The 12,874-nt window shown below is 48.4% G+C and carries 15 protein-coding genes; 6 read left to right on the top strand and 9 right to left on the bottom strand.

Features of this window, described 5'->3' with window-relative positions:
* Window positions 1–11 precede the first annotated feature (11 nt).
* From ytpR to ACRPK8_RS01105, 3 genes are read right to left on the bottom strand one after another with little or no spacing between them, the layout of a single operon-like run.
* Entirely contained in the window at window positions 12–620 is a 609-nt protein-coding gene (ytpR, locus tag ACRPK8_RS01095) for a YtpR family tRNA-binding protein (RefSeq protein WP_432236539.1), read from the bottom strand.
* Between the two features lie 53 nt (window positions 621–673).
* A complete protein-coding gene (locus tag ACRPK8_RS01100; RefSeq protein ID WP_432236540.1) occupies window positions 674–1,471 on the bottom strand; it encodes a DUF1444 domain-containing protein in 798 nt (265 codons plus the stop codon).
* Between the two features lie 53 nt (window positions 1,472–1,524).
* A complete protein-coding gene (locus tag ACRPK8_RS01105) occupies window positions 1,525–1,833 on the bottom strand; it encodes a thioredoxin family protein (protein ID WP_432236541.1) in 309 nt (102 codons plus the stop codon).
* A 126-nt stretch (window positions 1,834–1,959) separates the two neighbouring features.
* On the opposite strand from ACRPK8_RS01105, the gene ACRPK8_RS01110 reads away from it, so the two are divergent.
* The gene (locus tag ACRPK8_RS01110; protein WP_432236542.1) at window positions 1,960–2,250 is read left to right on the top strand and encodes a hypothetical protein; all 291 of its coding nucleotides are present in this window, start codon (window positions 1,960–1,962) and stop codon (window positions 2,248–2,250) included.
* A gap of 73 nt (window positions 2,251–2,323) precedes the next feature.
* Here ACRPK8_RS01110 and ACRPK8_RS01115 read toward each other — a convergent pair whose 3' ends face one another.
* Entirely contained in the window at window positions 2,324–3,337 is a 1,014-nt protein-coding gene (locus ACRPK8_RS01115) for a PTS transporter subunit IIC (protein WP_432236543.1), read from the bottom strand.
* 179 nt (window positions 3,338–3,516) lie between these two features.
* Window positions 3,517–4,587 (bottom strand): M42 family metallopeptidase, encoded by a 1,071-nt coding sequence (locus ACRPK8_RS01120; RefSeq protein WP_432236544.1) that lies wholly within the window; start codon window positions 4,585–4,587, stop codon window positions 3,517–3,519.
* 119 nt (window positions 4,588–4,706) lie between these two features.
* On the opposite strand from ACRPK8_RS01120, the gene ACRPK8_RS01125 reads away from it, so the two are divergent.
* Together ACRPK8_RS01125 and ACRPK8_RS01130 are read left to right on the top strand one after the other, a co-directional pair.
* The gene (locus ACRPK8_RS01125) at window positions 4,707–5,009 is read left to right on the top strand and encodes a PepSY domain-containing protein (RefSeq protein WP_012371126.1); all 303 of its coding nucleotides are present in this window, start codon (window positions 4,707–4,709) and stop codon (window positions 5,007–5,009) included.
* Between the two features lie 69 nt (window positions 5,010–5,078).
* Complete coding sequence (locus tag ACRPK8_RS01130; RefSeq protein WP_432236545.1) at window positions 5,079–5,435, top strand: DUF1304 domain-containing protein; 357 nt, start codon at window positions 5,079–5,081, stop codon at window positions 5,433–5,435.
* A gap of 254 nt (window positions 5,436–5,689) precedes the next feature.
* On the opposite strand, the gene ACRPK8_RS01135 is transcribed toward ACRPK8_RS01130, so the two are convergent.
* Both ACRPK8_RS01135 and trmB read right to left on the bottom strand, forming a co-directional pair.
* A complete protein-coding gene (locus ACRPK8_RS01135; RefSeq protein WP_432236546.1) occupies window positions 5,690–6,205 on the bottom strand; it encodes a hypothetical protein in 516 nt (171 codons plus the stop codon).
* Window positions 6,206–6,321: 116 nt separating this feature from the next.
* Window positions 6,322–6,963 carry a tRNA (guanosine(46)-N7)-methyltransferase TrmB gene (gene trmB, locus ACRPK8_RS01140; protein ID WP_432236547.1) on the bottom strand — a complete coding sequence of 214 codons (642 nt, stop codon included), beginning with the start codon at window positions 6,961–6,963 and terminating at the stop codon, window positions 6,322–6,324.
* Between the two features lie 176 nt (window positions 6,964–7,139).
* On the opposite strand from trmB, the gene ACRPK8_RS01145 reads away from it, so the two are divergent.
* The 3 genes from ACRPK8_RS01145 to budA all read left to right on the top strand — a co-directional run bounded on the left by ACRPK8_RS01145 (window position 7,140) and on the right by budA (window position 9,820).
* Window positions 7,140–7,241, top strand: coding sequence for a cytochrome bd oxidase small subunit CydS (locus ACRPK8_RS01145; protein WP_432236548.1), 102 nt, complete (start codon window positions 7,140–7,142; stop codon window positions 7,239–7,241).
* A gap of 162 nt (window positions 7,242–7,403) precedes the next feature.
* Entirely contained in the window at window positions 7,404–9,095 is a 1,692-nt protein-coding gene (gene alsS, locus ACRPK8_RS01150; RefSeq protein ID WP_432236549.1) for an acetolactate synthase AlsS, read from the top strand.
* An 11-nt stretch (window positions 9,096–9,106) separates the two neighbouring features.
* Window positions 9,107–9,820: an acetolactate decarboxylase gene (budA, locus tag ACRPK8_RS01155; protein WP_432236550.1), complete on the top strand. Its 714-nt coding sequence runs from the start codon at window positions 9,107–9,109 to the stop codon at window positions 9,818–9,820.
* A gap of 40 nt (window positions 9,821–9,860) precedes the next feature.
* On the opposite strand, the gene ACRPK8_RS01160 is transcribed toward budA, so the two are convergent.
* Together ACRPK8_RS01160 and pulA are read right to left on the bottom strand one after the other, a co-directional pair.
* Window positions 9,861–10,661: a phosphotransferase family protein gene (locus tag ACRPK8_RS01160; protein WP_432236551.1), complete on the bottom strand. Its 801-nt coding sequence runs from the start codon at window positions 10,659–10,661 to the stop codon at window positions 9,861–9,863.
* 50 nt (window positions 10,662–10,711) lie between these two features.
* Window positions 10,712–12,853 (bottom strand): type I pullulanase, encoded by a 2,142-nt coding sequence (gene pulA / locus ACRPK8_RS01165; RefSeq protein WP_432236552.1) that lies wholly within the window; start codon window positions 12,851–12,853, stop codon window positions 10,712–10,714.
* Between the last annotated feature and the right edge of the window lie 21 nt (window positions 12,854–12,874).

Raw genomic sequence — 12,874 nt, forward strand, 5'->3', positions numbered from 1 at the left:
AATCGGTCGAATCATCGACCGATTGAGAATGCTTCCCCTACTGCTTTTGTATCATCGAGTACAAGAATACCCTTTTCTTGTGGTGCATCCGCTAGACCAAGTTCACGTGCTGAACAAAGCATTCCGCTCGATGGGACACCGCGTAGCGCTGAAGGACGGATGATCAAGCCCGATGGCATGACTGCTCCCGGTTTTGCGACGACGACCTTTTGACCCGCCGCTACATTCGGGGCTCCACACACGATTTGTAAAGTTCCGTTGTCCACTTCCACTTGACAGACTGACAATTTATCGGCATCCGGATGTTTCTCACAAGACGTTACGAATCCAACGACGAACTTCGGAGTATAATCAACGTGTTCAAGTGACAATTCGATTTCTCGGTTCGCAAGTTCCTGTTGAATACGTCCGGCTAATTCCTCTGTTAATTCGACAGGCCCCTGTGTATCAATCGTAAAAGCAGTTGAAGCGTCAAACAGGTTATATCCGATGACACGATCGCCGTGTTTGATCGTTGCAACGTCTCCACTGCGAGTCGCTGTCACTTCCGCACGTGGTGCATCTTCTAAGATGATCATCAAGACGTCACCGACGCCCTCTTTATTATAAAACACATTCATTCAATCCATGACTCCCTTCCGTCTTTCTCACAATGCTTATTGTATCAGATTCTTCACTCTTTCGGCTGCTTGTTTTTCGCGAGGACGAAGACCGGCTCCAGATTGCCGTCTTCATACAAGAATGGCAGTGCCGTCACCGGAACACGTCCGTTTGAGAAGAAGTCGAACATCAGTTGTTGCAAAACATCATAGCCTGCATCGTTTCTTATATCAGCAAAAATCAGGACATCCTGATGCGGAATCCCGACAGCAAATTCTCCCTCGATTTGAGCCGCATAATCCGCTAGCAATGTTTTATTCAACACACGACTCGCCTCGTATCCGTCACCGAGACTTAAGAAATAAAAGATATTTCCTGCCACTTCATCCTGTTTGAATGGTGCAGCAAGCGATTTTACATTGAAGCGTGCCGCTTCTGACAACTGTTCGACGGTCCACTGGGCAGAGGCAAGCAATTCTTCATCGATCAAGCGATACGTAGCACCGAGATCGATTGCGTACATGATTTTCGTCTCACCCGTATGCGGTGTACTGACAAGCGTCTTCCCTTCTTTGGTCGTATCGGCAAACGATTTAGCACGAATGACCGGGAAGATTTTTTGTTCCTGCCCGACGAGTGAAATCTGATCCGTTTGTCCAAGTACAGCACGGATATACTCAATCGTCTCTTCGACGGCGATGACGCCTCTTCGTTTTGCTTTAGCGACAAGCGGATTCAATCCGACATCGACGCCTGATTTATCCTCTTTACGTTCAATCCGTAATACGGACTTTTCGCGATCGAAGTATGTCGTATAACCTTCTTCTTCAAACGTTTGTGTCATCATTCTTCGGATTTGTTGTAGTTCCATCTGGTTTCATCCTTTCTATCATGAAAAAAAGCGAGTCAGCGCTCGCTTTTTTCTTAAACCGTTTCTAAAAATGCTGTTACCTGCTCAGGAGTTTTCCGCTCTTTACCTACATAACGTCCTGTCTCTTCACCGTCCCGGAACGCAACAAAACTCGGGATTCCGAAAATGTCCATTTCCTGGGCAATTTCAATATGATCATCGCGATCGACATAATAAAATTCAAATCCATCAAACGTTTGCTCGATTTCCGGGATGAATGGATCTAAGAAACGGCAATCCGGGCACCAGTTCGCCGAGAATAAAAAGACGGCATTTCCTTGTTTAGCTGTATCGAATTCTTGTTTAGATTGTAATGTTTTCATGATGATTTCCTCCTTTGATTTCCCTAGAAGTCATTGCCCTCATCATAGCATATTCAATTGTGGCTGTGCGTTTTCGTGCTTGGTTTGCTATACTGCAACTAGAAAACACGCGGAAAGGACTTCACTATGACAGATCAACCCATTAAACATCCGTTCGAGCGCTTCGTCGGCTTCGTCGGCATGACAAGTTGTTTGCGGTACGGCTATTCCTTCATCGATTCCGAACGTAGCTTACCCGAGATTTTCCTTTATCTCGTCGTCGGCTTTGCTATCATCATCTTACTTGAAGCGACTTTAAAACGGTTAGCCCGCAAACTACCGGTCGTTCGCATGCGGTACCTCACTCCCTTGTACCTGATTTATTTATACGTTTTCTTCACGAGTTTTTATTCCAGCTCGTTTGGATTCTCTTTATAAAACGAATAGCTGATCCGAAAGCATACTTGGCTTCCAGTCAATCGAAAACAAGTGCTTTTGAATCAGCTATTTTTTAGTATTCAATCTTTAAATCACCGTCTTGAATACGACCGAATCGCCGCAAGAGCCGATATACCAGATAACTGATGATACCTGGTGCAATAAAACAAAGCACCGCAACGGCTAAGTAGTATTCCGTCTCGAATCCCATTGTTTTTAAAAGCATCAACGGACCGACAAAACCACTTGTCCCCATCCCTGAACCCTCAGGATTACTTTCAAGCGTCAGTAGAACCGTTGCGAATGGTGCTAATATAGCCCCTGCAAGAGTAGGCGGAAGAATGATCCACGGATTGCGGATGATGTTCCCGACTTGCAGCATCGACGTACCGATGCCCTGTGCAATCACTCCTCCGATTCCATTATCACGATAGCTGATGACTCCAAAACCGATCATCTGTGCCGCACAGCCAATCGTTGCCGCTCCTGCAGCGAGTCCATCCAACCCCAGCATGATGCCCAGTGCCGCACTTGAAATCGGTGCCGTGAGCGCAAGTCCCATCACTGTGGCAACGAAAATCCCCATGAATAAAGGCTCACGCTCCGTTCCCCAGCGAATCAACTCCCCAAGGTCTGTCATGCCTCTACCAATCCATTTACCGGCATACCGTCCGGCAAAAAAACCGGCAAACAATGTGACGAACGGCGTGAGCAAAATATCTAGACGCGTCGTTTTCGAGACCAGTTTCCCGATTTCAGTCGCAAGCAATGTCGCGACATAACTACCGGCAGGTCCTCCTGCTTCATATCCGAACGCCCCAACGGCTACTGCAGCGAACAAAATCAACGGTGGTGCCTCCAGAGCAAATGCTACCGCCACACCGATCGCCGGTCCAGTCAAGGCGATTGCCTGCTCTCCCAATTGAATGAGAAACCCGGCTTCCATCCCACGATCGACGAGCCCTTCCCCGATAGTCCGGAGAATGAGTCCCATGATCAAGGAACTAAATAACCCGAGAGCCATATAACTCAACACAGTGATGAAATACACTTTAGGGCTCAATGAAATCCCTTTTTGCTTGAACATCTTGTCACGTCCTTTACTCAACATCGCGTCTCATTATATCAAATTCGCATCCAGTACGACTAGACTGTTTTTTCAACTGACAAGACAGATCAGATCTTCCTGGAAATGATGATACAAAAAGGACGACGGATGCGCATCCGTCGTCTCTTTTACTGAAGACCCTCTTCCTCTATCACGGGTTACTTGACTTGTAATGTCGCGAGTGTCGTCGTATCGAGGTTCGTGACGAGTTTTCGAAGTAATTCCTTCGCCGCATCGTAATCATCCGTATGCATGATTGACGCATGCGTGTGGATATAACGTGCCGGTAACCCAACGACCGTCGTCGGAATCCCGTTATTCGAACGATGGATGACACCACCGTCCGTTCCGCCTGCACCGACATAGTACTGGTACGGAATCTTGTTTGATTCTGCCGTATCAAGCACGTAATCCGTCATCTCTTTCGAGAGAATCATGACACTGTCTTTAATACGAAGCAGTGGTCCTTGTCCGAGTTGACCGAATTCCGTTTTGTCTCCTGACGCATCGTTAGCAGGAGAGGCGTCGACAACGAATGCCACGTCGGGATCGATGAGCGCTGTCGCTGTTTGCGCACCGCGCAATCCGACTTCTTCTTGAACCGTTGCACCTGAATAAAGGATGTTCGGATGATCCGCTGCTGTCGTTTCTTCTAATAATTCGATTGCCATACCGACACCATAGCGGTTGTCCCACGCTTTCGCCATGATCTTCTTCGGATTCGCCATCGGTGTGAACGGGAAGAAAGGCACGGCAGGAATACCTGGACGTACACCAAACGATTCCGCTTCTTCTTTTGAGTCCGCACCGATATCGATGAACATATCTTTGATTGCCATCGGCTTATTGCGTACTTCTTCTGTTAATAAGTGGGGCGGAATCGACGCGATGACACCCGGAATGATGCCGTTATCCGTACAGATCGAGAAGCGTTGCGCAAGCAACACCTGGCTCCACCAGCCACCAAGCGGTTGAATCCGTAACATACCATTCTTCGTAATTTGCGTCACCATGAAGGCAACCTCGTCCATGTGTCCGGCGACCATGACTTTCGGTCCTGTCGCATCCCCCGTTCGCTTACCGAAAATCGATCCTAATCCATCTGTAATGATTTCATCCGTGACAGGCGTGATGCGCTCGCGAACGAACTGACGAACGTCGTGTTCAAATCCCGGTGCCCCATTCAATTCCGTCAATGTCCGGAATAACTCTCTCGTTTTTTCATTCATATGTATCGCCTCCTGCTTCCCATTATACAAAAAATTGCTTCAATCACTTAACCTTTTGTTTCTCTCTCGACGAATTATTTGGTACAGTAGGAATAGAACCTGTAAGGAGGGGAATTTTAATGAAAAAACGCTATTGGATTATCGGATTGGCAGCAGCTGTCGTCGCCGCTTTCGCAGTGAAGAAGGCAGTCGACAACAAACAACTTTCTGCCGAGGAAGCGCTCGAAATCACGAAACGCACATTTTCAGCAAAAGGACGTGTCCAAGGTGCATGGATCTCTGCAACACCAGAGGCTTACGCATATGAGTCACGTGACTACCAAAGCTACAAAGGTGGCATCTCGGTCCTTGAAGGTGATGACGAAAAAACGTATCAATTCACAGTCGATGCCGAAACTGGCGCATTACTCGAATACGCTTAAACAAAAGACCGTGCTTCGATCGACGAAGTACGGTCTTTTTCCTATGTTCAACTGAAGGAGGTATGATTCATGTCGATTCTTGCAACGGTGTTCGTTTTACTCGTCTCCTTGGAACACTTCTATATTTTAGCTCTTGAAATGTTCTTCTTATCCTCCAAGGCGGCCCGCCGGACATTCGGTCTGACGGACGAAGCGATTGCATCACAGCAAATCCGGACACTTTTTGCCAACCAAGGTCTCTATAACGGCTTTTTAGCAGCCGGTCTCCTCTTTGGACTGATCCGTGAAGACGTTGCTGTCCAACTGTTCTTTTTGGCTTGCGTGATTATCGCTGCGCTTTACGGTGCCCTGACGGCTAACCGTTCGATTTTACTGAAACAAGGCGTACCTGCGATACTTGCTTTCATCTTCGTGCTCCTGGCATGAGAAAAGAGGCTGACTCAAAAAAAGAATGACGCGTCTTTTCACGCCCTTTCCTCAGGCGAGACACAAGCCCGTTTTCCTGCTTTATTTAGGCAGGAAAACGGGTCTTGTTTGTCTCTGACAGCGCAAAAATGCGCTTATTCCTGTAGGAGTGGCGTGTGACGCGTCATTCTTTTTTACGAGATAAGGGTGGCAGATCATGAATCTGCCACCCTTATCTTTGGAGAGACTGACTTTTGAGTCAGCCCTTTTTTTAATTAACGCGGGTTATCGTTGCGTTCGTAGATCGGGTTCATGTATTCCGTCGTCGAATAGAGACGCGGAACAACGACGTACAAGACGATCGCTGGTACTGCAATGATCAACAACATCAAGAGTACCGGTAACCAGTACACGACTTTTTGATGAAGATTATCCGAGTTGCTGTCGATGTATTCTTTTACGCCATCAACTTTTGCAGCGTCGGCACTCGTCAACAATTTACCGCTATCGGCATTGAAGAAGTGGATTTCACGTTTGATCGTGACAAAGATTCCATCACGGACTGTCTTGATGACAGCGATTCCGCCAATGACTTCTTCTCCTTTTTCGTTCGTGAACGTCTTCGGATCCTCGATTTCGACCGAACCTTTTTTATAATCGTAATGCGTCGTTGGTAATTCCTCATCTAATGCTTTTGTCATTTCTGAGGTATCAACCGCAGCAAGTACCGATTGACCGATACTTAATGCGAGAAAGAGCGCCGTTACGAAGGCTAAGCTTTTCTGCCACATCCCCAAATTCCCCCTTTACCTATAAGTACAAGTTCTTCAGTCAACAACATTGTACCAATTAATAAGAAAAAAGTGTGAAAGAAATACCAGGAAAATAAGAAAACTTTTTGTCCAAATTAATTCTGGTATGTCGCTTCCATCCGATAAATCGGTTGACCCATCGAAGAAAAACGCTCTTCATACTCTGTCCGGACGTTATCTTCCGGCTCATTCGCATGTAAATCAAGCGACATCCAGTCAAAACGCATCCCATAAGCCGACATCGTCATCAAGCTCGATTCAAACAGCTTCCGGTTATCGGTCTTGAAGTGAATTTGTCCTTTCGCCGGTAAAATGTCCTCGTATGTCGACAAGAATGTCTTGTACGTCAAGCGACGTTTTGCATGACGTGTCTTCGGCCATGGATCGGAGAAGTTCAGATAAACACGTGCTACTTCTCCTTTTTCGAAGTAATCCCGCAAGTCTTTTGCATCGACTGTCAAGACACGAACATTTGCTTGTGGTGTTTCCACTAATTTTTGAACGATCGTCACCGCGACACTTTCGAACAGTTCGATGGCGATGAAGTTGATTTCCGGATGCTGGTTCGCCATTCCTGTAATGAAGGCGCCTTTTCCTGATCCCACTTCGATGTAAATCGGGTTATCGTTTTGAAACTCGGTCGCCCATTTTCCTTTCAGGGTTGCCGGTTCTGCTATATAGATCGAGGATTGTTCCTTCATATAATCCTGCGCCCATGGTTTATGTCGTAAACGCACTATCGTTCATCCTTTCCAAACTTAAATTATCCGCAGATAAGTTTATCATGATTCGGGTAATTATATAAGAACTTCTTCAATTCGGAATGAAGAATGTTCAGCAGTTCGTCACTTGAGAAACAGTGAGCAATCTACTACACTAAAGATACGTAAGAACTAAAAAGGAGGGCTGGACCATGGAAGACTTTTTAATTGCTTGGGGCTCCCCCATCGTTCTCGTCATGGGCATCGGTGCTTTATTCGTCTGGGCGAATTTTGGAAAAGTTGACGTCGAATAAGCGTAATCGCTGTACCTTGTGTGATGATACACAAGGTACTTTTTTTATTCTCTGAACGAATTTGGGTTGGTTTTACCATGAAACAGATGTATAATTTCTCTGAAACAGATTATTTATTACAGCTATCGAACACCAAAAACGTTGGTAAAAAGGAGAATTGTAATGAACGAAGATAAAAACAGAGAACAAGGAAAATTAGTACAGAAGAAAATAAGTGCAGATTTGGTCGTTGATTCACTCATCGAGCAGGGCGTGGATTACATTTTTGGTATTCCGGGAGCGAAAATCGACTCCGTCTTCAATGTGTTACAGGACCGGGGGCCTGAACTCATCGTTGCACGCCACGAACAAAACGCTGCCTTCATGGCACAAGCCATCGGACGCTTGACCGACAAACCGGGTGTTGTGCTTGTGACGTCGGGTCCAGGAGCATCGAATTTAGCGACAGGTCTCGTGACGGCCAACTCGGAAGGTGACCCTGTCGTCGCAATCGCCGGAGCCGTCACACGGGCAGATCGTCTAAAACGGACGCATCAGTCGATGGACAATCAGGCTCTCTTTACTCCGATTACGAACTTCAGTGCCGAAGTACAAGACGCCGACAACATTCCAGAAGTATTATCCAATGCGTTCCGGACTGCTGAAACGACATCCGGAGCTGCTTTCGTCAGTATCCCGCAAGACGTTGGCTTAAACGAAGCAAACGTCACGGCATTCCGCGCGGTCGAAACACCTAAACTCGGTGTCGCACCAGAAGCTTGGGTTGAAGAGACAGCACGCCTGATTCAGGATGCCAAACTGCCTGTCTTGCTACTCGGTATGCGCGCGAGTCAGCCGGACGTCGTACACGCGATTCGTTCGCTACTCAAAAATGTCTCGATTCCTGTCGTTCAGACGTTCCAAGCAGCTGGTACGTTATCACGCGAACTCGAATCGAACTTCTATGGACGTGTCGGATTGTTCCGCAACCAGCCGGGGGATGCGTTACTTGCCGAAGCGGACCTCGTCCTCTCGATCGGTTACGATCCAATCGGTTATGATCCGAAGTTCTGGAACCAACCGTCGCACGACCGGACGCTTGTTCACATCGATCAAATGCGTGCTGAAATCGATCATTTCTATCGTCCCGATCGGGAACTCGTCGGTGACATGGCGAAAACGGTCGACGCAATCGCCGGGCGCTTGAAACCACTGACGTTACCGGAAAGTTCGGTTCAGTTCCTTGAAGGATTACATCAACGTCTTGTCGATCGTGATGTTCCGCCTGTCGCCGATTCTCCGTTGACGCACCCGCTCTATTTCATGAAGACGTTACGTGAAAAAATTGCGGATGATGTTACGGTCACGGTTGACGTCGGCTCCCACTACATTTGGATGGCACGTCACTTCCGTTCGTATGAACCGCGCCACCTCCTCTTTAGTAATGGGATGCAAACGCTCGGTGTCGCACTTCCTTGGGCAATCGCCGCAACACTCGTACGCCCCGGCAAAAAAGCCGTCTCGATTTCGGGTGACGGTGGATTCCTCTTCTCTGCAATGGAACTTGAGACAGCTGTTCGTTTGAACTCACCACTCGTCCATTTCGTATGGCGGGATAGCGGATTCGACATGGTCGCGTTCCAACAGGAGATGAAATACAAACGGAAATCCGGTACGTCTTTTGGTGATGTCGATCTCGTCAAATATGCGGAGAGCTTCGGAGCAAAAGGATTACGCGTCAATCATCCATCCGAACTAGCGGCGATCATGGATGAAGCACTTGCAACAGAAGGTCCTGTCATCGTCGATGTTCCGATTGATTATCGCGATAACATTGCCCTCGGCGAACAAGTACACCTCGATCAATTGAACTAAGGAGGATTCTCATGACCCATGATAAAACGCTCGTTCAAATCTCAACGATGATGGCGTTGCTCGACGGCGTATTCGAAAGTGAAGTCTCGTACGCTTCCGTTCTTGATCAGCGAGACTTCGGTATCGGCACGTTCGACCATTTGGATGGTGAGATGATCGGTTTCGATGGTCAGTTCTACCAGCTGCGTTCAGACGGAAGCGCCCGACCACTTCAACCTGAGACGACGACACCTTTCGCGACATTGACTCGCTTTAAGCCGGAGCAGACGTTTACCGTAACGGAAGAGATGTCGAAAGCGGCGTTTGAGCACTGGCTAAACGAACAACTCCCGACGATCAACAGCTTCTACGCTGTCCGGATCGAAGGAACATTCACAAATGTACAGACACGTACTGTCGCGCGTCAGGAGAAACCGTTCGTTCCCATCACGGAAGCTGTCGCGTCCCAAAGCGCGCGCACCTTTGACCATACTGAAGGAACGCTTGCCGGTTACTACACACCACGGTTCGGTCACGGCATTGCTGTCGCGGGATATCATCTGCATTTCATCGATGCTGCCCGCGCGGGAGGTGGTCACGTCTTTGACTATACGGTCAAGGACGTCACCGTCACCTTTGAAGAAAAACCACAGCTTGATTTACGCTTACCGACGACAGAGGCATATCGGTCGGCAGACCTCGAAAGTCACGATATCGAAAAAGAGATTCAGATTGCAGAAGGCTAAACTAAAAAGCGTGTCGTTCCCTTTTGGAATGACACGCTTTTTAGTCGTTTGCATATTCAAGTAGCTGTTCAAGAAAATGATAACTATCCTCGACGTCCGGGTGACCCATATCTTCATACCAGTACAAGGAAAGTACGGCTTGCGCAACAACATACCAGTGCATCCGGTTTTTTAAATCACTCGTCAGAGGGTGACCATAATGCTCGAACCATTCCGGCCAAGCCGCCTCGTCAACGTAGCTGTATAACATCATCCCCAAATCATAGGCACGATCCGCGATGATCGCATCATCCCAGTCATTGAGATACAGTTGACCATCTGTTCCCGTCAACCAGTTATTATGATTTAAATCCGAGTGACAAACGACTTGTTCATCCGTTCGGACACGTTCAAGATTTCGTTCCAAGTACACCATTGCGTGCTCTACCATTTCTGGATTCTCTAAATCTTCCGGCTGAAAATAGAGCTGACACTGCCGGAGCAACTCGTCCGGTTCAATCGGACGCTGGTCCAGCTGTTGCAACATGAACAACAGTTCCTTGGAGTCATGAATCTTACCGAGCAAGCGGGCTACTTCAGGACGCTCCATCATTTCCGGCTCCAGTTCATCACCTTCGATGAATTGTTGCGCACTGATGACATCTCCGCTATAAATCCGTTTCGTCCATAGTAGTTTCGGAACGATTCCGTCCGCGGATAATATCGCTAAAAACGGCGAGGAATTTCGTTTTAAGAACAATTTCGATTGTCCGGTCGAAGCGATGTATGCTTCTCCTGTAATTCCACCTGCTGGCGTAAGGGTCCAGCCTTCGCCAAGCGCATCTAAAATATCTAATTCCATTATAATCCGCTCAACTTTTTAGTAGATTTGCCTAAGGCACAATGACTATCTTAACACGTCGCAATCGTCGTTGACAACGGAAGGACTTGAATCCTGTCGACCCCTTTCAAAAGCGGATCAATCGATGCTTCATCCCCTTGCACATGCACGTTCCACTTCGAATGATCAAGCCCAATTTCAATGATTTCTTGTGTCGTGTTGTAGACGACGAACGTTCGTTGCCACGCATCATACGAGTGAACTGCTTCGACCTCATAGGCAATGACACCCGGACGTAAGTCAACGAAGTGGAGCAGCTCTCGAATCTGATTCGCCCGATGTAGACGGAATCCACCGTGCATTCTGCGAATTTGTAAAACCGTCTTGATGTACGATACGAGAGAAAGATGGTCATCCCGGCGCTCCCAGTCCATCCGGTTGATTTCGTCCGGTGCGTTATAGCTGTTCTCGACACCTTGTTTCGTCCGCAAAAACTCTTGGCCGGCATGTAAGAATGGAATCCCTTGCGCAAGAAGTGCAATCGTCTGAGCGAGACGGCTCATCCGTAATAACTGTTGTTCATCCGCTTCCGGACAGGATACTTTCAGCTTATCGTAGAGCGTATGATTATCGTGGGCCTCGACATAATTGATCGAGTACGTCGGTTCCGGGAAGCGTCCGTATGTTTGACCGTCTATCTGCACACTTCCTGCCGTCCCATTTCGCACCTCCCCTTCCTTCCACCCGTCTCCCGCAACGAATCCTCGGTCGTGTTCGCTAAACGTCGACCCTTTCAGTGCATCGCGGAAGACGTCATTGAAGTGTCCAATCCGGGGCATTTGCGCCGCTGAAGCACTCATCGCCTTCAATCGTTCTGGCAAGGCCGTCGCAAGATCCCATCCTTCACCGTAGACTAAAATCGAAGGATCGACTGCATCAAGTGCCGCGCGAACCTCGTTCATCGTCTCGATGTCGTGAATGCCCATCAAGTCAAAGCGAAACGCATCAATCCGGTAGACACGCGCGAAATACGTCAGACAATCGACAATCAACCGACGCATCATGAATCGTTCGGAGGCGGTATCATTTCCGACCCCGGTCCCATTCGAGAGACTTCCATCGATTTCATAGCGGAAATAGTATCCCGGAACGAGGTGTTCAAGCGATGATCGTTCGCGAATGAAGACATGGTTCATGACGACATCGAACGTCACCCGAATCCCTGCCGCGTGGAGTGTTTCAACCATTTCCGCATACTCCTGGATACGCACGAGCGGATCCGGCGAACTGGCATAACTCCCCGCTAATCCGAACCAAAGCATCGGGTCGTATCCCCAATTGTAAGGCGTCCGTGTTCGTTCATCGGTCGTCTCAAAGAAATGAACCGGTAATAGCTGCAGGTGGGTGATTCCGAGGTCAAGCAAATAATCAATGCCCGTAGCATGCCCGCGTGGCGTAATCGTTCCATGCTCTACCATTCCTTTATATTGCCCGGGATGATGCGATCCTGACGACGGATCAAGCGTGAAGTCCCGGATGTGTGCTTCATAAATGACGGCATCGGTCGGTTTGACGAATGGCGGGCGTTTGATGCGCTGTGGAAACCATGTTGCGACTTCCCGCTCGACGTCCATGATGACGCCGTACCGTCCGTTCTCCGATATCGCACCGGCATATGGATCTACGACCTCGTGTGTTCCGAGATACGTCGTCACCTCATAGCGGTAAAAGTACCCGAGCATGTTTTGCTCCAGCTGAAGATGATACGTTCCTTGATCACGTCGTTGCATGTCGTGTCGTGAGACGAAACGCTCGTCTTGATCGTAGACCAAACACATCATCCGTTCTGCGACCGGCGACCAGACGACAAATTGAAGCGTCCCTTCTTCTTCCCACACGCCTAATCGTTCTTCGTAACGATACTTCCGTTCGAATGCTTCCGTCCGCACCAATCGGTCAGGAACGACGCGTATGGTTGTTCCTGCCCCTCGGACTTCATAGCGGCATTCGAGATCGAACGGTTGGGTCGCAGTCAACTCATGAACGACACGTCGCTCTTCACGATGTATCTCCACTTGCCGAATCGCAATCGGCTCTCCATCACATTCAAGTGACCAGTGAATCGACAGATGACTTTCGACCTCGACCCGGATGCTTTGAAAGGAGATGAATTCCGCCCGCGCCACCGGTATTACGACTTCCTGATTCGTCATCTTTTACGCAACGACAGCGCC

Origin of the sequence: Exiguobacterium sp. TDN 0502, from assembly GCF_050846835.1 — a bacterium.
Classification (GTDB): Bacteria; Bacillota; Bacilli; order Exiguobacteriales; family Exiguobacteriaceae; genus Exiguobacterium_A.